Raw genomic sequence first — 16,918 nt, forward strand, 5'->3', positions numbered from 1 at the left:
AATCAAGGTTTAATAACTGCCTTCACTTTTTCATTCTCTACTTTGCCCACAATATCATACAAGTCCAAGGTCAGGCAAAAATCAATATCTGCTTCGATTCCATGATTTTGGAGTCTTTTGGCATGAGATGCTTGCCCTAAATATCCTTTGAGTTGATGACCTTCTTTTTCAAAAAGTGATTTCATCGCCAAGGCCCCATCCTCATCAGCTTCATGGCTTGATTCCAAAGACTTGACCAAGGCGCCTGCATAGAGTGAATCCTCCAAATTGAATCGACCTTTCCATCCCGCGCAGTGAATGAGCACATCCTTTCTATGCTTTTGTATGTAGGCGATAGTGGCCGATAAATTGGGGAAAGCGCCAATCAAAATTTCGTCTGCGTTGGCTGATTTGGAAATGGCCAAAGTTCCGTTGGTCGTGGTCATCGCCAATTTTTGACCTGAATACTCATTTTTTATAAAAGCCACAGGAGAATTTCCCAAGTCAAATCCGGATACTGTTTGCCCGTTTCGTTCACCGCCAATTAGAAAGCCTTGACTTTTCATCCTTCTACATTCTTCCAGATCGGCAAATGTGCTGATTTCTTCTATTCCGTTGGCTAAAGCCGCAACCATCGTAGTGGTAGCTCGAAAAATATCAACTACCACCACGATTTTACCTTGTAATTCATGCAAATGAATCAATTCCGGACTAAAGCAAACTTCTATTTTGTTCATCGGTTGAAAAGCGGCAATTTTTCGACTTGGGCTTTCAGGTTTTTATTTCTGACTTGGATATAAATCGCCGTTCCAGGCTTGCTGAATTCGGTTTTGACGTATCCAAGGCCAATCCCCACACCCATGGATGGAGACTGAGTCCCGGAGGTGACTTCCCCGATGTCATTACCTTCAGCATCGACGATCGGATAATGTCCTCTTGGAATACCGCGCTCCTGCATGATAAATCCGACTAATTTTCTGGAAACACCTTCTTCCCTTTGCTTTTTCAGGGCTTCGGAATTGATAAAATCCTTGGTGAATTTGGTGATCCAACCCAATCCGGCTTCGATAGGAGAGGTTTCGTCAGTAATGTCATTCCCATAAAGGCAATAGCCCATTTCCATTCTCAGGGTATCTCTTGCGCCCAAACCAATCGGCTTGATATCAAAATCTTTTCCTGCTTCGAAAATCGCATTCCAGACCTTTTCTGCATCTGCATTTTTCATATAAATCTCAAAACCACCTGCACCGGTGTAGCCTGTTCCTGAGATGATTACATCCTGGACTCCCGCGAATTCTCCCACCGTAAAGTGATAGAATTTTACTTCCGAAAGGTTGACAGGAGTCAGCGATTGCACGGCTTCGATGGCTTTGGGACCCTGCACGGCAAAAAGGCAAAACTCATCAGATGCATTTCGTAGTTTGGCGCCCATGGTATTGTGCTGATTGATCCAAGCCCAGTCTTTGTCTATGTTTGAAGCATTGACGACAAGCATGTATTTTTCTTCTTCGAATTTGTAAACGATCAAATCGTCTACGATTCCGCCCTTTTCATTGGGAAAACAGGAATATTGGGCCTGCCCGATGACAAGTTTTGAAGCATCATTGGAGGTCACTTTTTGGATTAAAGCCAAAGCCTGCGGACCTTCTACAAAAAACTCACCCATGTGGGAAACATCAAAAACCCCGACACCATTTCTGACGCAAAGGTGCTCTTCATTGTCCGAGCTGTAGCGTACAGGCATATTGTAGCCCGCAAAAGGGACCATTTTGCCACTTAAAGCGACATGAATATCATTTAGAGGAATATTTTTAATAGGGGTTTCCATATTTGGGTTCGTTTTTTATCGCAGGCAAAGGTAAGGAATGGAGCTAATTTTGAAACAGAGATTTACATAAAAAGAAAAGGCAACCCAAAACGGATTGCCTTTGTAATTTCGTAAGAAGAAATATTACTTAAATAGAGAAACTTTCTCCACAGCCGCAGGTTCGGCTGGCATTTGGATTGACAAATTGAAATCCTTTTCCATTCAGCCCATCCGAAAACTCCAACGTAGTGCCTGCGAGATACAATAAGCTTTTTCGATCTACAATAATTTTAACTCCTTTGTCTTCAAAAACATGGTCGCTTTCTACTGTGTTACCATCAAATCCCAAATCATACATCAACCCGGAGCAGCCGCCACCTTTTACTGAAACGCGGATGTTTTCATGCTCAGCCCGGCCTTCCTCCTTTTTCAATTCCAAAATTCGCTCTTTGGCCTTGTCAGAAACGATGATCATATATTTTTATCTTTACGTCTAATTAATGATTTCAGATGGGAAACAAACAGCCATCTGAAAAGATTCAGTTACAAATATACGAATTATTAACATGAGGAAAATCGAACATATCGGAATTGCTGTTCAGGATTTGGAAGAATCCAATGCTCTTTTTGCCAAACTCCTGGGGAAAACCCATTTTAAAACCGAAATTGTGGCAGGTGAGGCAGTGGAAACTTCTTTTTTTCAAGTCGGTGAAACCAAAGTAGAACTGCTTCAGGCTACAAAACCCGAAAGCGCCATCGCTAAGTATTTGGAGAAAAAATCCCCCGGTGTGCATCACATTGCCTTTGATGTAGAGGATATCCTAGCGGAGGTGGCACGATTGAAGGACGAAGGGTTTGAAATATTAAATGAAACGCCAAAGGAAGGAGCCGACAATAAATTAGTCGTATTTTTGCATCCCCGAAGCACCCATGGGGTGTTGGTCGAGTTGTGTCAGGAAAGGAAGTAGGCAGTATGCAGTAGCAGTTGTCAGTAAGGTCAGCCTGAGCGGAGTCGAAGGCAATTAGGGAATTGCAGAAATCAGAAGTGAGAAAGCTGAAAAGGCTAAAGTCTGATGTCAGAAAAGTAGGCAGCATTGCCAGCCCGAGGCTTTCTAAGCTCTTGTATTAGTTTGGAGCTTCATACATTACCTTAAACCTTAATTATTCGTAGCTCAAAAACCCATTAACTATAAATTCAACAACGAATTACATACTAAGAAATGTCAGAAAAAAGAACAGAAATAAGCGAAATCGGTGAGTTTGGGCTCATTGATCATTTGAATAAAAAAGTTTCACTCAAAAACCCCTCATCCATCAAAGGGATCGGGGATGATGCGGCGGTGATTGAGGCCGGAGATCATGTTAAGGTGGTTACGACCGATTTGTTGCTAGAAGGCGTTCATTTTGACTTAGCTTATGCACCACTTCCACATGTGGGATTCAAGGCCGTAGCCGTGAATGTCTCGGATGTTGCTGCCATGAATGCTATTCCCAAACAAATCACGGTTTCCATCGCCTTGTCTAATCGCTTTTCTGTAGAAGCTGTAGATGCTTTGTACGCCGGAATTCATGCTGCTTGTGAGCATTATGGGGTGGATTTGGTCGGAGGGGATACGACGGCATCTAGAGGCGGCTTGGTGATTTCGATTACCGCCATCGGCGAAGCCAAAAAAGACCAAATCGTCTATCGTAGCGGAGCTAAAGCAAATGATATTCTTTGTGCGACCGGAGATTTAGGTGGGGCTTTGGTCGGCTTGCAGATTTTGGAGCGGGAAAAACAAGTTTTCCTCGCCAATCCCGATATGAAGCCGGATTTGGAAAAATATGGAATCGTCACCGCACGGCAACTCAAGCCGGATGCACGGATGGATATTATTCATGAACTGCGCGAATTGGGAGTCAAGCCAACATCCATGATGGATATCTCGGACGGCCTGGCATCGGAGATTTTCCATATCTGCAAAGCCTCCAATGTTGGCGCTACGATTTACGAGGATAAATTACCTATCGATAAGCAGACCTTTGATACCGCCGTGGAACTGAATTTGGACCCGATCACCTGCGTGTTGAACGGGGGAGAGGATTACGAACTGCTGTTTACGATTGATCAAGAGGATTTCAAAAAACTGGAAAAGCATCCTGATATTCACTTTATCGGGCATATCACCAAAGCTGAGGAAGGTAAGTTTTTGGTGACCAAAAGTGGTACAGCCGTTCAGCTCAAAGCCCAAGGTTGGAAGCATTTTTAACGGATTGAAAAGCCGGATTTTAGTCTTAATTCCCCGATGGATTGGTCTGCTTGATGATCCCTGTACCCTCCGTTGGGCTGCAGGTGGTATTCCCCAACGGAGTGACGGTCCGTGGCATCCAGGACCTTTCCCAGATCCGCCAGCTGATCAACTGGTAATAGGTTTACGCTGGGAGCTTCACACCGGTTTCTTCTCTATGGCGGGGCAGTGGACATGAGGAAAGGTTTTGACGGGTCGAGCGGTCTGGTCCGCAATACCTTGGAGCGGGATCCGCTGTCCGGAGAAGTGTATATCTTCCTGAACCGCAGCCATACCCTGGTCAAGCTGCTCCACTGGGAAGCAGGGGGATTGGTGCTCTATTGGTGAATTAGTGCCTTTTCAAGATACTGATACCCTTTTGAAATCAAGATAGCTATCCCAAAACTCAGAAGTGTACCAATTAATATATACTCAGTAAGGTTTCTATCTTCAGTATTTGATAGGTCTCCAAACCTAAAAACAGACTTCGCAGCCAATAAAAATCCAATCCCTTCCCAGTAATCAATTAGGATAAAACCGAAAATGAACAATCTCTCCAACATTCCTATGTAAGCTCCTGCATTTTTTAATTCTTCATTCCCTTTTTTTTCAGGTTTCCATTTTGATACTAGTACTTTTAGAAAAATCGACGAAACAAATGTTTTTAAAAGCAGGAAAACAATTAGAAGTAAAGCCTCTGGAGTATATGCTTCTTTAAACTCTACAGAAAATGGGGCATAAAAATAAACAGTCACACCTATTATCAATAAGTGCAAAGCCTGGTCTATTAAGAACAACCACCTTTCATTTACTTTTTCATTTGCATATAACTTGCCTAAATCTATTAAATAATGGGTCACAACTATGAATAGTATCCCTATCCAATACTGCAAATCAAACTGTAGAGTAAATAGAAGAGCAATGGCATGAATTGCAGTATGCCAATATAATTTACGAGACTTATGCTTCTTTTTCTTCTTGTCTTCTATCCAATCATCAGGCTGAATTACAAAATCTCCTAGAATATGCGCTAAGACTAATTGCAAGATAAGTTGTATTATAACTTGGAAACTTCCTCCTGATAGTATTCTAAAAGTCTCTGGATTTCATCATATCCCCCTCTTTTCAAACCTTCGCTGATTGTCCCTTGACTTTTTTTATTAAGTAATTGAGCCAATTCTTTTTGATTTTTATTTGGGTGAAGCAAGGCTGCTTTTATGATTTCTGAGGATACTGGAGTCCATGTATTCGCTGTTAATATGGCCAATGATATCATTAGATTTATTTTTCTGTCAAAATCAATGCTTTTACTTCTTATTGCCAGTGTTTCTTTTTTGAGAGTCTCAAAACATTCTCCTGATCGTATAAAGGCGGAACCATTCGATTCCGTAATTTTTGAACCTTCATAATCAATATTACCTATTCCTATTGCCATTCTGACATCTAAATCCTTAAAGTGTTTGATAGTGGATTTTATTAAAAATGCTACAAACAGAGCTTTTGATGTTTGAATTCTCAGTTGAAAACTATCCCCTCGGTATATCTCCCAGTCTTTAGGTTCATCTCCTTCACGCTCTAAGACTTCTTTGAGTTGTTTCATCCATTTCGCTGGATTTTCTAAGCGGGAGTTCACGATATCTCCAGTTATAACAGCTACCATATCTTTTTTTTTAAAAATATCTTATTTAAAGCAGATAAACAATATTATCTGATTTGGAGCCGATATTTTAAAAAATCTGATCCGGAGCCGATATTTGAAGAATTACGAAATCTGTCTTTTTCTAGTACTAGCTCTTCAAACTAGAAGTATTTTACAAAAATTACACTTTCCTAATTTTATTGTTCGTCAAATCATTTAAAGCAGCCATTAAAACTTGCCAACAAATCTCCGCCGTATGCGAATTAGGATTGAATTGTGAAGTCCATTGCTCGGATGGATACATTCCAAGTAAAAAATTGGACGAAAAATAGCATTCCTAGCGATTCTAGATACTCCGAGGAATGGACTAGTTAAAGGCTGATTTTATTTATTCCTCAGGATAGGGCACATAGACAAAGCTGGTAAAGGCTCCATCAATTACAAATAGACAACAAAACTCATCGGGGTCTTTGTAGGCTTTCTGAAACTCAGGCAGAGACTCTTCCGCAATTAATTTTCGCTGTACAAACTCGTCCACGTAGGTAATGAAGTAGTTCCAGTCGAGGTTTTTCTCTGCTTTTCCCAAGAAAATTTTACCAATAGGTTGCATTTCCTTGGAGATCGGAAAAATCGGAAAATCCGAGAAACCCCGAGAGCGCACCTGATAAGAGGCTTCTTTTAACACGTCGGATACTTTCACAAAGTCACTCGTGATCGTTCCTAGGTATTTTCCGCTGAGTTCGGGATCGTTGAAATCTGAAATCATGATTTGAGTGTTAGTCGTACAACATTTTCTACGTGATAGGTCTGGGGAAACATGTCCACGGGTTGAATTCGTTCCACTTGGTACTTTTCTCCCAAAAGCGCGATGTCTCTGGCCTGCGTGGCAGGATTGCAGGATACATAAACGATCGTCGGTGCGGCCAGTCGAAGCAGCATATTCACCACGTCTTCGTGCATCCCGGCTCTGGGCGGATCGGTGATAATGACGTCTGGGGCTGCATGTTTTTCGATAAAGGCCTCGTTTAATACGTCCTTCATGTCTCCAGCATAAAAAAGGGTGTTTTCGATTCCGTTGATTTGGGAATTGAGTTTAGCGTCCTCAATCGCCGCTTCGACGTATTCTACTCCGATCACCTGCTTGGCTTTTTTTGCCACAAAGTTGGCAATCGTGCCCGTGCCGGTGTAGAGGTCATAGACCACTTCATCGCCCTTCAACTGTGCAAAATCACGTGCCACTTTGTACAATTCGTAGGCTTGCTCCGAGTTGGTTTGGTAAAAGGATTTTGGACCGATACGGAATTTTAGGCCTTCCATCTCTTCTTCGATGTAATCTTGTCCAGCGAACGTCACCAATTCCAAATCATGGAAGGTCTCGTTTCCTTTGGTATTGATCACATAAAGTAGGGAGGTGATTTCGGGGAATTTTTTATTTAAAAACTCCATCACCAATTCGATTCCCTCCGGATCATTTTCTCCAAATTGGACGATCACCATGACTTGGTCTGTGGAGGTAGTTCGGATGATCAGATTTCTCAATAATCCCACCTGCCCCCGAATGTCATAGAAGGTCAACGATTTGGCCAAGGCAAAACCTCTGAGTTCATTTCTGACTTCGTTGGAAATCCCGCCTTGCAGATAGCAATGCTCGATGTCGATGATTTTATCAAACATCTTTGGGATATGAAAGCCCAACGCATTCCGGTCAAAGTCTTCTCCGGATCGAATTTGATCCAGGGTCAACCATTTTTTATTGGAAAAAGTAAAGTCAAGTTTATTGCGGTAATATTGGGTCTTTTCAGAGCCTAAAATGGGAAGAACTTCAGGAATTGGAACTTTGGCGATTCGCTCAAATTGATCCACGACTTGTTGCCGTTTGTAGTTTTTTTGCAATTCATAATTGATGTGCTGCCATTTGCAACCCCCGCAAGTCCCAAAATGAGAACAAAAAGGCTCGATGCGGTCTTTGGAGTATTCGTGAAAGTGAATGGCCTCTCCTTCCATAAAAGAGCTTTTTCCCCGGGTAATCCGTACATCCACCACATCACCAGGGGCCACTTGATTAACAAAAACCACCTTGCCCTCATGATGCCCGACACATTTGCCTTCTGAAGCGATGCGCTCGATTTCGAGGTTGGTGATGACCTTATTTTTCATTTTTCTCGACATGGGCGCAAAATTAGGGAAAAAGGAGGAGAAGACCTTTGGACTTTTTAAAAGCTCTCAGGCTATTAATCAAATCGCTTCTCCTAAACTCTCGACTCATCAAACCGATCCTATTTTACAATCGAAACCACATAGTAAGTTTTTTGGATAAGAGGTAGAATGGGACCAGCGGCGCATTTTTGTTTGTGAATCGAGGATTGGTTAATAAAGCCTGAGTTTCGGAGGGACGAAATGATTTTACCTTCCTCTTTTCTCACTAATTCCTATCTTTACTTTTTAATTTTCAACCATGAAATTCAAAGACAAAGTCGTCCTCATCACCGGAGCTACTTCAGGAATCGGAGAGGCCTGTGCCGAGGTATTTGGTCGGGAGGGTGCCAAAATCGCGATCACAGGCAGAAATCCGCAGAAATTGGAACAAACGACAAGCAAACTTAGATCAAAAAACATAGAAATACTACCCATTTTAGCAGATGCAGGTTCGGAAAGAGACACTCAAAAAATGGCCGAAGAAACGCTATCCCACTATGGTCGAATAGATATTTTAATCAACAATGCAGGGATCTCCATGCGGGCGCTTTTTCAGGATTTGGATTTGGAGGTTTTTCACAAGGTCATGGATACCAATTTTTGGGGAACAGTCTATGCCACAAAGTTTTGCCTTCCTGCCATTTTAGAATCCAAGGGTTCGATCATCGGTATTTCTTCCATCAATGGCTACCGAGGTACTCCGGCACGGACGGCTTACACCGCGAGTAAATATGCGATGAATGGATTTTTTGAAGCCTTGCGTACCGAGGTAATGAAAAAAGGCGTCCATGTTTTAGTCGTAGCCCCGGGTTTTACTGCTTCCAATATCCGAAATACAGCCCTTACCGCAGACGGTTCTTCTCAAGGAGAGTCTCCTCGGGATGAACAGAAAATGATGACTTCTGAAGAAGTGGCCCAGCATATTTTGAAAGCAACGATCCGACGAAAGCGGGATATCGTGCTCACCGGGCAAGGGAAATTGGCTGTGTTTCTCAATAAATGGATGCCCGGAATTCTCGACGGAATTGTCTATAATCAGATGGCCAAAGAAAAAGACTCGCCTTTTAACTAAATGCCCGAATCCATCTTCCAAACCTACCTTCATCGGCTCACCGATCTGTCCACTAAAAACAGGTCTTTGTATTTGCCGAAATTAGACGGATTTGGGATGCTGGATCTTCGTGATTTTGATTTTTTGATCGGTGAGCCGGCATTTGAGATTCTTCGAAAATCGATTGAAGGCAAAAAGAAAATCAGGCTTGCTCCGGATCTCGACCCTCGATCTGGTGATGCCAATCAGGTTTCCAAGGCGCTTTCCCGAATGGCTTTTCGGGATCAGTTGACCCAGGAGGAAACGGGCGAACAAAGCTTGTATCTGGCTTGGCTTTTTGTCGAGGGAAAGCTCATCAACGGGCAAGTGGTCCGTGGGCCCTTACTTTTAAAATCAGTTCAGCTAATCAAGGAAAATAGCTTTTGGAATTTGATCTCGGAGGAAAACTGGCAGTGGAATCCGGCCTTTCTGTTGGCTTGGAGGCATGCTACGGGAGATCAATTGCCTGAATCTTTTTCCGATGAACTCCTGGAAAATTTGCCCAAAGATTCACTTGAGTTTCGGACGGCGCTTTCCCGATTGATTTCCGAGCATTTTGCCATTCAGGTTCAATCTAATATACTTGAAAATCAGGTTCTTCCTTTTCCCAATTCCCAAATTTCTCTCGATCAGGAGCGATTCTCTGAAGGGAAAGTTAGTTTAAGACCTTATGCCGTTTTGGGTCAATTTGCCCAAAAAGGAAGTTTTCTATTTTCAGATTATGAGGAGTTGATGGAGGGCCACGCCGAACCCTCTTTGGAGGAACTGTTTCGGAAGCTGTTTATTTCAGAGAAAAATGAAACGCAGATCCGGGAAGAAAATCTATTTCCGGTTTTTCCGCTTGATGCCTCTCAGGAAAGTGCTTTGATCAAAGTTCGTCAGGGCAAAAGTCTGGTCATCCAAGGTCCTCCCGGTACCGGTAAGTCCCAATTGATTGCCAATTTAGTCTCTGATTATATTGCTCGTGGCAAAAAAGTACTCGTCGTTTCCCAAAAGCGTGCTGCGCTCGATGTGGTTTTTGAACGATTGGAAATAGCGGGATTCGGTTCATTTTTGGGACTTGTTCATGATTTTCGGGCCGATCAAAAGTTGCTTTTTGAGAAAATCAAAACCCAGATTGAATCTATAGAAGAATACCAAGGCCAAAATCGGGGCATTGATGCTATTCAGCTGGAACGGGAACTAAGCCAACTTTCCAAGACGATATCCAGACTGTCGGGAAAATTTGAAGATGTCCGATCAGCCCTTTTCGATGAAAAATTGGCTGGAATTCCTATCAAGGCGCTTTATCTCCAAGCGGAGTTGAATGGACCGGCTTTTTCCCATCCCAAATTGCTTCAACTAAAATTAGAGCAAGCAAAACAATTTGAACAGGATTTCCGGATTTTCACAAAATATCAGAATCGATTCACGGGGAGCTTTTGGGAAAATCGAATTTCTTTTACCGCAGTTCAGCCTTCGGATTTTGCCCTGATTTCAAAGGTGCTTTTTAATTTGGAAAATCATCGAATTCAGCTTCCTGAAGTTCTCTCGGGAGAAAAAGGAAAACCTGTTTTGCATGCAATCTGGTCCGGTCGGGAGTTTTTGGAGAAAATTGAAAAGCTTCAATTTTCCTTAATCCAGCTTTCCAATCCTGAAACAGATTTTAGATTCATTTTTGACCCAAATGAGCAAAAATCCATTTCAAAAACCCACAAGTTCCTGATCGAGGCTATGGATATTTCCAAAAGCTGGAGGTTTGAATTGGGCGAAGATTTGGAGAAACTGAATAAGGAGCTGGAAATGATACTCCCCCTTTCTCAACGTTTCTTTGGAAAGCTTCAGGCCAGATATTCCAAGTCAAAATTTCGGCTGGTTTTTCAAACTTTAGCCCAAAATCAGCTAGTGCTTGATTTTAATAATCTCCGTGATCTTCAAAAAGAGTGTCAGTCAAAACTCCAAATTCAGGCAATGGAAAAGGATTTGCCCACATCTACTTTTTGTAAATCCAAGGGACAATTTTCGACTGATCTAAATCAAGTTGAAAAACTATTGACTTGGAAAAAAAATTGGGATGAGTTTCCCGAAATTCAAGATTTGATTGACTGGGAAAAGCTGTCTTTTTCTGAATTTAATTCGTACTTGGCTGATATTCGAAAGTACTCTGAAGAGTTGGCTGCTAACTTGTTTTCTTATCGACTTTGGTTAACTGAAGCTCAATTTTTGGATTTGTTGGAAAAGGGGTTGCAATCCGTTTTCCCGGATAATCCACTGAATTGGTCTTCGGTTTTTACTGAATTGAAGGGGTTTGATCAGTTTTTGGACGGCTGGAATTTCAGGGAATTGGGTGAAAAACTGGGTGAGGATTTCCCCCAATCTGCTTTGAATGAAGCCGTTTCTACTTTCTGGAATGGTTGGCGACTGGCTTGGATCGGAGAGATCGAGCGGCAGCATCCTGCTTTGAGTGAAATGGGTTCCTTGCGTCTAAGTCATGAGATGGACGAACTCAAGAACGCCATTTTAGAAAAGCGAAAAAATGCCCGGCATTTGGCTTTGCTACGACTTAGTGAACGTGCGGCTGAGCATCTGGAATACAACCGACTAGGTAATCAGGTAACGTATCGAGATCTGCTGCATCAGGTGAGTAAAAAGCGCCAAAAATGGTCCATCCGTAAATTGATTACCGAATTGGAAGAAGAAGTTTTCCGTGTGCTACCCTGTTGGCTGGGCAGTCCTGAGACTGTTTCGGCTGTATTTTCAACTTCCCAGATGTTTGATTTGGTTATTTTCGACGAAGCTTCCCAATGTCCTGTGGAGCGGGGTTTGCCGGCAATGCTAAGAGGAAAGCAGGTGGTCGTGGCCGGAGATTCGAAGCAACTTCGTCCATCGGATTTTTATCAGGTCAAGTGGGAAAGCGACGAAGAGGGCATGGAATACGAAGCCGAATCCCTACTCGAATTGGCCGCCCATTTTTTTGAAAATCTACAGCTCAGAGGACATTATCGCTCGGCAGATCCGGGATTGATTTATTTTTCGAATACTCATTTTTATGGAAACCGATTGGAGACTTTGCCGGATTATGCCGTAATCAAAGCTGGAAAAACGCCTTTTACCTGGGAAAAAGTCGAAGGAATCTGGGAAAATCAAATCAATCGACTAGAATCAGAGGTGGTACTGAATCGGGTCAGGATGATCCGAAAAGAAGCTCCAACTGATTCCATCGGAATCGTGACTGGCAATTATTTTCAGATGGAGCTGATTCGAGAGACACTTTGGAAAGAGGGTTTTCAGGATTCAGATATTAAAGTTCGTAATATTGAAAATGTGCAGGGAGATGAGTTTGATCAAGTGGTTTTGTCCTTGGGTTATGCTCCAAACCGGGAGGGAAAACTGATTACTAATTTTGGTTTGTTGGGCAAGTCAGGTGCTGAAAATCGATTGAATGTCGCAATTACCCGGGCTAGAAAAATGCTGCATGTCATTTCTTCTATCGAACCAGAAGAGTTTCGTTCCGGTCAACTTAATAATCCGGGTTTAGCCTTATTGAGGGAGTTTTTGACTTGGGTCAAAGTGCAAAGCCATGCCCGTGATATTCCAGCTCCGGAGTTGAAAGTGGCAGGATTCGAGTTGGATTGGAGTTTGAAAAAATACCTAATCAAATCTGATCCATCCTATGCTAAAGAGATTCCTTCTGCGGTGATGGATTTACTTTTTACTGATGCTGAAGGCAATCAAAAAGCAATTTTAACCGATGATCAGCGATTTTTTGATGCTCCCACAGCCAAAGCAGCTATGGCCTATCATCCGATTTTATTGGAGGAAAAAGGTTGGGAATGGGAGTGGAAATGGAGTAGGTTTGGGAAATAAGAAAGATAAAGTTATAAAATTGAAGAATTGTTAATATTGAATGGAGTTCAGTAGGCAGTTGCAGTTTTCAAAATGTTAACGTCAGAAGGCTGAAAAGTAGGATGATACTTTTTAATTTCTTATTATGAATTGTAAATCATTCAATAAATAATTTTTATCATTATTATGAGTGAGTAATAATTTGTTTTATCAAAATTTCAATTGCTAGAGTCTTATTCTATGATTCTCTGTCTTACTTCTAGCGTCTTTTATCTAAAATTGTTTGATAAATCATTCATAAATAAGTATATTTGAATATAATAAATGATTAATCAGTCATGACTATCGAGCAGCTTTCAGATATGGCTATCCTGCAGATGATCGGAGACTTCATCAAAAAGAAACGGATAGGCATCAATAAGACTCAGGATGAGTTGGCTACCGAGGCCGGGATGAGTCGTTCTACGCTAAGTTTGCTAGAGCGGGGTGAGAAGGTGAATCTGATCACCTTGATTCAGGTTTTGCGTGTCTTGGGGGAGTTGCAATTGTTGGAGGCTTTTGAGGTTAGTCAGCAGATCAGTCCGCTCGAATACATCAAGCTACAAAAGAAAAATCAGCGTCAGCGGGTAAGGCATACGGATATTGCTGCTGAGGATGATCGCCCTTCAGAATGGTAGTAGCAGCAGAAATCTGGATTTGGGATCGGCTTGCAGGGGCGGTTCTTTGGGATGAGACCAAACAGTTAGCAAGCTTTGAGTTTGACCGTGGTTTTTTGCGATCTGGCTGGGATATTTCGCCTATTTTGATGCCTCTTTCTCAGGGAAATCGGCTTTATTCCTTTCCCGAAACACGCAGTGACAAAGGCGATGGTTTTGATGCCTTCAGGGGGCTTCCGGGACTGTTGGCAGACATGCTTCCCGACAAGTACGGAAACCACCTGATCAATACTTGGCTAGTTCAAAATGGCCGTCCTTCCAACAGTTTAAATCCCGTGGAATTGCTCTGTTTTATCGGAAAAAGAGGAGTGGGAGCATTGGAAATCAAGCCTGCTTTGCGAAAGGAAAGCCTGAAAGCGAGTTCCTTGGAAATTGACAGTTTGGTAGGAATCGCCCAGAAAGTGCTGAATGTCAAAGAAAACTTTCAAACCGATCTTTCTCAAGAAGAGGAATCAGCATTGGCGGATATCTTGAAAATCGGTACTTCTGCTGGTGGGGCAAGGGCAAAGGCAGTGATCGCATTTAATCCTAAAACCGGAGAAGTGAAGAGTGGTCAGGTGAAAGCGCCAAAAGGCTTTTCGCATTGGATTATCAAGTTTGATGGAGTGCATGATTCTCAGTTTGGATCTAGTGCGGGCTATGGAAGAGTAGAGATGGCCTATTATCTGATGGCACTTGAGGCAGGAATAGAGATGAATGAATGTCGCTTACTGGAAGAAAACGGGCGGGCACATTTTATGACCAAGCGCTTTGACCGAACCGATTCAGGAGAAAAAATCCACATGCAGAGTCTCTGTGGCATTAGGCATTTTGACTTCAATCAGGTTGGAATGTATAGTTATGAACAAGCTTTTGAAACAATGCGGATGTTAAGATTAACTTATCCGGAAGCGGAGCAGCTGTTTATCCGAATGGTGTTCAATGTGCTGGCTCGTAATTGTGATGATCACACCAAGAATTTTGCCTTTCTGATGGATCAAAGTGGCAAATGGAGGCTTTCTCCTGCCTTTGATATTTGCCATGCTTACCGGCCCGGTAGTCTCTGGGTAAGTAGCCAATCTCTTCAGGTCAATGGAAAACGAGAAGGAATCACTGAGGATGATTATTTGGAAGTAGCCCGAAAGATGAATATCAAAAAACCGGATGAAAAGATAAATCAGGTAAAAACGGCGGTCAAAAAATGGAGCCATTTTGCCGAGGAAGTCCAAGTAGAACAGAAGTTGCGCGATTCGATTCAGAAAACACTTTTGGTCTAATGTCTGATTTCAAGGGGGCTGGTAAATATTAAGAACCTCATCAGTTTAAAGCTCCTTACATATAGCCAACCACTGTGTAAACGACTATTCCAATCCATTCTTTCACTAGCTTGGTCCAGTACTCCATCGAAAAAGGATCAGGAAAAAACAGAGCAGGAAAGTCATACTTCACGTCATGGGAATAATAATCGGTCGGAAAAGTGACCGTATTCAATCCCACCTTGTCAAAGCAACCTTTGGCCCTATACATATGAAAGGCTGAAGTGATGAGGACAAACTCCTGGTCGGTGGAAATGCCATTTTGCTCCAAAAAAGTTTTGGTGAACTGAGCATTTTGGGCCGTATTTTTTGCTTGATCTTCAATGAGAATATCCGATTCCGGGACTCCGGTCATCACCAAGAATCTCTGTAATAATTCAGCTTCTGATTGCGGATTGATTGGATTGAGGCCTTGACCACCGGTAATGAGGATTTTTTTGATTTTGCCCATTCGATAGAGTTGCAGAGCGTGGGTGATGCGGTCTGCGCCTTTATTAAAAAAGGTTCGGTCGGTTGCTGTTTTGCTTAGATTAGTGACTCCGGTGAGAACAATGCCGATTTCATGTGTTTCGATTTCTTCAAAAGGTTTGAACTCGGGTTCCCAAGCCAATAAGGCCAGATTAGATAGGAATGGATTGGTAAAAAAAAGTAAAAGTCCAATGCCTGCCCAAACCAACTTTTTTCCCCATGATTTACGGATATAAACTGCGCCAGAGACGATCAAAATCAGCACGATTGTCAGCGGCATCGCCAAAAAACTCAGAAACTGGGAGAGGTAGAAGAACATGGAAGGTTTGATTTTGGGTGTAAAGAAAAGCGGGAAGGATGGAATTTTCAAACTCAATTTTCAATGATCAATTATCAGGTGGAGGATCCTTGGTTATTGAGTTAGACCAATGGAAATTGATCATTGAGTTTGGTCTTTGATTTTTCTCCCAAGGGAATTGTGGTAAATTGAACCATAAACTCTAAAGGTATGGAAAAGGATATTCGTTGGATTCAGCGTTTGGATAATTTCCTCAAGGCGGTAAATCTCCTTGTGGAAGTAGAATCTTTAGATTTGGACGAACTTTCTCAATTAGAAAAAGAGGGGATTGTCCAGCGATTTGAATATACCTTGGAATTGGGATGGAAGACGCTGAAGGATAAAATGGAGTTTGATGGATTAATTTTGGATCGTATTTCTCCAAAAGTTGTTATAAAAGAAGCTTTTCAAGCCAAGTACATCGATCAGGTTGAGGTTTGGCTGGAAATGATTAATGATTGGAACTTACTCAGTCATAGTTATGATTTAGAGACCTTTGAGGCGGTTATTCCTGATATACAGTCTGTTTACACACTTTTGTTAGCCTCACTGGCAAAAAAACTTTCAGAAATTTACTAATGGAAACCTTCGGCCTAAGCGTTAAATCCTTCGAAATCCTAAAGCGTATTTTTAGTAAATACCCTGCCATTTCTAAGGTCAAAGTCTATGGTTCGCGTGCCAAAGGAACTTACAGCGAACGCAGTGATTTGGATTTGATGATCTTTGATGATCTTTGATGAGATTGAGCGAAAAGTTTTGGGTGAGATTTGGATGGAAATCAATTCCAGTGATTTTCCCTTAACTGTCGATCTTCAGGTTTGGAAGGATATTAAAAATGAAAACTTGAAAGAACACATCACCAGGGTTGGAAAGGTGTTTTATTTAGCTTCTCGTCAGAAAACCAAGGTTTAAATTAATTGATTCTGTTGTTTATCAAGTAATTACCACCAACCACAGCGATTATCGCCCCAACCAAAGTAACTATCAGGGTAATTCCTGAGCTCAAGTGTGGGGCTTCAAGCCACCTAGAAATGACATAGGAAAGTAATGAAATTACCCCCATAGCGGTAAACAATAGAAATCCATAGAAGGGTAACCCATTCCTCTCTGTGTTTTCTCGCTCTTTTTGAGATAGACTATTGTAGCCGGCAAGGATATTAGGATAAACTCTTACGATGAGTCCGATTGCCAAAAAAATAATACCTGATAGGATGGATCCCATAATCTTCTTATTTAAAAATGCTTTTCCAATTATACTCCTAAAATAGTTAGCGAGCTTTGAAAAACAAGTTTTCTACT

18 protein-coding genes are annotated in these 16,918 nt (G+C 42.0%); 9 read left to right on the forward strand and 9 right to left on the reverse strand.

What is annotated here, in order from left to right:
- Positions 1 to 2: 2 nt before the first annotated feature.
- The 3 genes from BM043_RS02505 to BM043_RS02515 all read right to left on the reverse strand — a co-directional run bounded on the left by BM043_RS02505 (position 3) and on the right by BM043_RS02515 (position 2,261).
- On the reverse strand, positions 3 to 716 hold the full coding sequence (locus tag BM043_RS02505) for a 2-phosphosulfolactate phosphatase (RefSeq protein ID WP_092788646.1): 714 nt from the start codon (positions 714 to 716) through the stop codon (positions 3 to 5).
- Positions 713 to 1,807: a glycine cleavage system aminomethyltransferase GcvT gene (gene gcvT, locus BM043_RS02510; RefSeq protein WP_092788647.1), complete on the reverse strand. Its 1,095-nt coding sequence runs from the start codon at positions 1,805 to 1,807 to the stop codon at positions 713 to 715. The genes BM043_RS02505 and gcvT overlap by 4 nt, the downstream gene beginning before the upstream one ends.
- A 127-nt stretch (positions 1,808 to 1,934) precedes the next feature.
- On the reverse strand, positions 1,935 to 2,261 hold the full coding sequence (locus BM043_RS02515) for a HesB/IscA family protein (protein WP_092788648.1): 327 nt from the start codon (positions 2,259 to 2,261) through the stop codon (positions 1,935 to 1,937).
- Positions 2,262 to 2,352: 91 nt separating this feature from the next.
- Here BM043_RS02515 and mce point away from each other — a divergent pair, with 91 nt between their 5' ends.
- The 3 genes from mce (at position 2,353) to tnpB (ending at position 4,401) form a co-directional block, all read left to right on the forward strand.
- A complete protein-coding gene (mce, locus tag BM043_RS02520) occupies positions 2,353 to 2,754 on the forward strand; it encodes a methylmalonyl-CoA epimerase (protein WP_092788649.1) in 402 nt (133 codons plus the stop codon).
- Between the two features lie 252 nt (positions 2,755 to 3,006).
- Complete coding sequence (gene thiL, locus BM043_RS02525) at positions 3,007 to 4,035, forward strand: thiamine-phosphate kinase (protein ID WP_092788650.1); 1,029 nt, start codon at positions 3,007 to 3,009, stop codon at positions 4,033 to 4,035.
- Between the two features lie 213 nt (positions 4,036 to 4,248).
- Entirely contained in the window at positions 4,249 to 4,401 is a 153-nt protein-coding gene (gene tnpB / locus BM043_RS19835) for an IS66 family insertion sequence element accessory protein TnpB (protein ID WP_092788651.1), read from the forward strand.
- On the opposite strand, the gene BM043_RS02535 is transcribed toward tnpB, so the two are convergent.
- The 4 genes from BM043_RS02535 to rlmD all read right to left on the reverse strand — a co-directional run bounded on the left by BM043_RS02535 (position 4,392) and on the right by rlmD (position 7,861).
- The gene (locus BM043_RS02535; protein WP_245752907.1) at positions 4,392 to 5,099 is read right to left on the reverse strand and encodes a DUF3307 domain-containing protein; all 708 of its coding nucleotides are present in this window, start codon (positions 5,097 to 5,099) and stop codon (positions 4,392 to 4,394) included. The two genes, tnpB and BM043_RS02535, sit on opposite strands and share 10 nt — an antisense overlap.
- A gap of 11 nt (positions 5,100 to 5,110) precedes the next feature.
- The gene (locus tag BM043_RS02540) at positions 5,111 to 5,713 is read right to left on the reverse strand and encodes a SatD family protein (RefSeq protein ID WP_092788653.1); all 603 of its coding nucleotides are present in this window, start codon (positions 5,711 to 5,713) and stop codon (positions 5,111 to 5,113) included.
- A 367-nt stretch (positions 5,714 to 6,080) separates the two neighbouring features.
- Positions 6,081 to 6,458, reverse strand: coding sequence for a hypothetical protein (locus tag BM043_RS02545; RefSeq protein WP_092788654.1), 378 nt, complete (start codon positions 6,456 to 6,458; stop codon positions 6,081 to 6,083).
- Complete coding sequence (gene rlmD / locus BM043_RS02550) at positions 6,455 to 7,861, reverse strand: 23S rRNA (uracil(1939)-C(5))-methyltransferase RlmD (protein WP_092788655.1); 1,407 nt, start codon at positions 7,859 to 7,861, stop codon at positions 6,455 to 6,457. Before rlmD ends, BM043_RS02545 begins: the two co-directional genes overlap by 4 nt.
- A 286-nt stretch (positions 7,862 to 8,147) precedes the next feature.
- Here rlmD and BM043_RS02555 point away from each other — a divergent pair, with 286 nt between their 5' ends.
- The 4 genes from BM043_RS02555 to BM043_RS02570 all read left to right on the forward strand — a co-directional run bounded on the left by BM043_RS02555 (position 8,148) and on the right by BM043_RS02570 (position 14,775).
- Complete coding sequence (locus tag BM043_RS02555) at positions 8,148 to 8,960, forward strand: SDR family oxidoreductase (RefSeq protein WP_092788656.1); 813 nt, start codon at positions 8,148 to 8,150, stop codon at positions 8,958 to 8,960.
- Complete coding sequence (locus tag BM043_RS02560) at positions 8,961 to 12,824, forward strand: AAA domain-containing protein (protein ID WP_092788657.1); 3,864 nt, start codon at positions 8,961 to 8,963, stop codon at positions 12,822 to 12,824. It abuts the gene before it with no gap.
- Positions 12,825 to 13,141: 317 nt separating this feature from the next.
- The gene (locus BM043_RS02565; protein ID WP_092788658.1) at positions 13,142 to 13,480 is read left to right on the forward strand and encodes a helix-turn-helix domain-containing protein; all 339 of its coding nucleotides are present in this window, start codon (positions 13,142 to 13,144) and stop codon (positions 13,478 to 13,480) included.
- Complete coding sequence (locus BM043_RS02570) at positions 13,474 to 14,775, forward strand: type II toxin-antitoxin system HipA family toxin (RefSeq protein WP_092788659.1); 1,302 nt, start codon at positions 13,474 to 13,476, stop codon at positions 14,773 to 14,775. The genes BM043_RS02565 and BM043_RS02570 overlap by 7 nt, the downstream gene beginning before the upstream one ends.
- 55 nt (positions 14,776 to 14,830) lie before the next feature.
- On the opposite strand, the gene BM043_RS02575 is transcribed toward BM043_RS02570, so the two are convergent.
- The gene (locus BM043_RS02575; protein WP_092788660.1) at positions 14,831 to 15,601 is read right to left on the reverse strand and encodes a YdcF family protein; all 771 of its coding nucleotides are present in this window, start codon (positions 15,599 to 15,601) and stop codon (positions 14,831 to 14,833) included.
- A 189-nt stretch (positions 15,602 to 15,790) separates the two neighbouring features.
- On the opposite strand from BM043_RS02575, the gene BM043_RS02580 reads away from it, so the two are divergent.
- Together BM043_RS02580 and BM043_RS02585 are read left to right on the forward strand one after the other, a co-directional pair.
- Positions 15,791 to 16,198, forward strand: coding sequence for a nucleotidyltransferase substrate binding protein (locus tag BM043_RS02580; protein WP_092788661.1), 408 nt, complete (start codon positions 15,791 to 15,793; stop codon positions 16,196 to 16,198).
- Positions 16,198 to 16,356 (forward strand): nucleotidyltransferase domain-containing protein, encoded by a 159-nt coding sequence (locus BM043_RS02585; protein ID WP_092788662.1) that lies wholly within the window; start codon positions 16,198 to 16,200, stop codon positions 16,354 to 16,356. The genes BM043_RS02580 and BM043_RS02585 overlap by 1 nt, the downstream gene beginning before the upstream one ends.
- Before the next feature lie 176 nt (positions 16,357 to 16,532).
- Here BM043_RS02585 and BM043_RS02595 read toward each other — a convergent pair whose 3' ends face one another.
- Positions 16,533 to 16,841 carry a DUF3784 domain-containing protein gene (locus BM043_RS02595; protein ID WP_092788664.1) on the reverse strand — a complete coding sequence of 103 codons (309 nt, stop codon included), beginning with the start codon at positions 16,839 to 16,841 and terminating at the stop codon, positions 16,533 to 16,535.
- Positions 16,842 to 16,918 lie beyond the last annotated feature (77 nt).

The organism is Algoriphagus hitonicola (assembly GCF_900113375.1).
GTDB classification, from domain to species: Bacteria; Bacteroidota; Bacteroidia; order Cytophagales; family Cyclobacteriaceae; genus Algoriphagus; species Algoriphagus hitonicola.

Bases quoted from the DNA above. Each gene is read 5' to 3' on its own strand.
- BM043_RS02570 (WP_092788659.1), top strand. From the start codon at position 13,474: ATGGTAGTAGCAGCAGAAATCTGGATTTGGGATCGGCTTGCAGGGGCG.
- BM043_RS02540 (WP_092788653.1), bottom strand. From the start codon at position 5,713: ATGGTAGCTGTTATAACTGGAGATATCGTGAACTCCCGCTTAGAAAAT.
- BM043_RS02565 (WP_092788658.1), top strand. From the start codon at position 13,142: ATGACTATCGAGCAGCTTTCAGATATGGCTATCCTGCAGATGATCGGA.
- BM043_RS02560 (WP_092788657.1), top strand. From the start codon at position 8,961: ATGCCCGAATCCATCTTCCAAACCTACCTTCATCGGCTCACCGATCTG.
- tnpB (WP_092788651.1), top strand. From the start codon at position 4,249: ATGAGGAAAGGTTTTGACGGGTCGAGCGGTCTGGTCCGCAATACCTTG.
- BM043_RS02515 (WP_092788648.1), bottom strand. From the start codon at position 2,261: ATGATCATCGTTTCTGACAAGGCCAAAGAGCGAATTTTGGAATTGAAA.
- mce (WP_092788649.1), top strand. From the start codon at position 2,353: ATGAGGAAAATCGAACATATCGGAATTGCTGTTCAGGATTTGGAAGAA.
- BM043_RS02575 (WP_092788660.1), bottom strand. From the start codon at position 15,601: ATGTTCTTCTACCTCTCCCAGTTTCTGAGTTTTTTGGCGATGCCGCTG.
- BM043_RS02555 (WP_092788656.1), top strand. From the start codon at position 8,148: ATGAAATTCAAAGACAAAGTCGTCCTCATCACCGGAGCTACTTCAGGA.
- BM043_RS02545 (WP_092788654.1), bottom strand. From the start codon at position 6,458: ATGATTTCAGATTTCAACGATCCCGAACTCAGCGGAAAATACCTAGGA.
- BM043_RS02505 (WP_092788646.1), bottom strand. From the start codon at position 716: ATGAACAAAATAGAAGTTTGCTTTAGTCCGGAATTGATTCATTTGCAT.
- thiL (WP_092788650.1), top strand. From the start codon at position 3,007: ATGTCAGAAAAAAGAACAGAAATAAGCGAAATCGGTGAGTTTGGGCTC.
- BM043_RS02585 (WP_092788662.1), top strand. From the start codon at position 16,198: ATGGAAACCTTCGGCCTAAGCGTTAAATCCTTCGAAATCCTAAAGCGT.
- BM043_RS02580 (WP_092788661.1), top strand. From the start codon at position 15,791: ATGGAAAAGGATATTCGTTGGATTCAGCGTTTGGATAATTTCCTCAAG.
- rlmD (WP_092788655.1), bottom strand. From the start codon at position 7,861: ATGTCGAGAAAAATGAAAAATAAGGTCATCACCAACCTCGAAATCGAG.
- BM043_RS02595 (WP_092788664.1), bottom strand. From the start codon at position 16,841: ATGGGATCCATCCTATCAGGTATTATTTTTTTGGCAATCGGACTCATC.
- gcvT (WP_092788647.1), bottom strand. From the start codon at position 1,807: ATGGAAACCCCTATTAAAAATATTCCTCTAAATGATATTCATGTCGCT.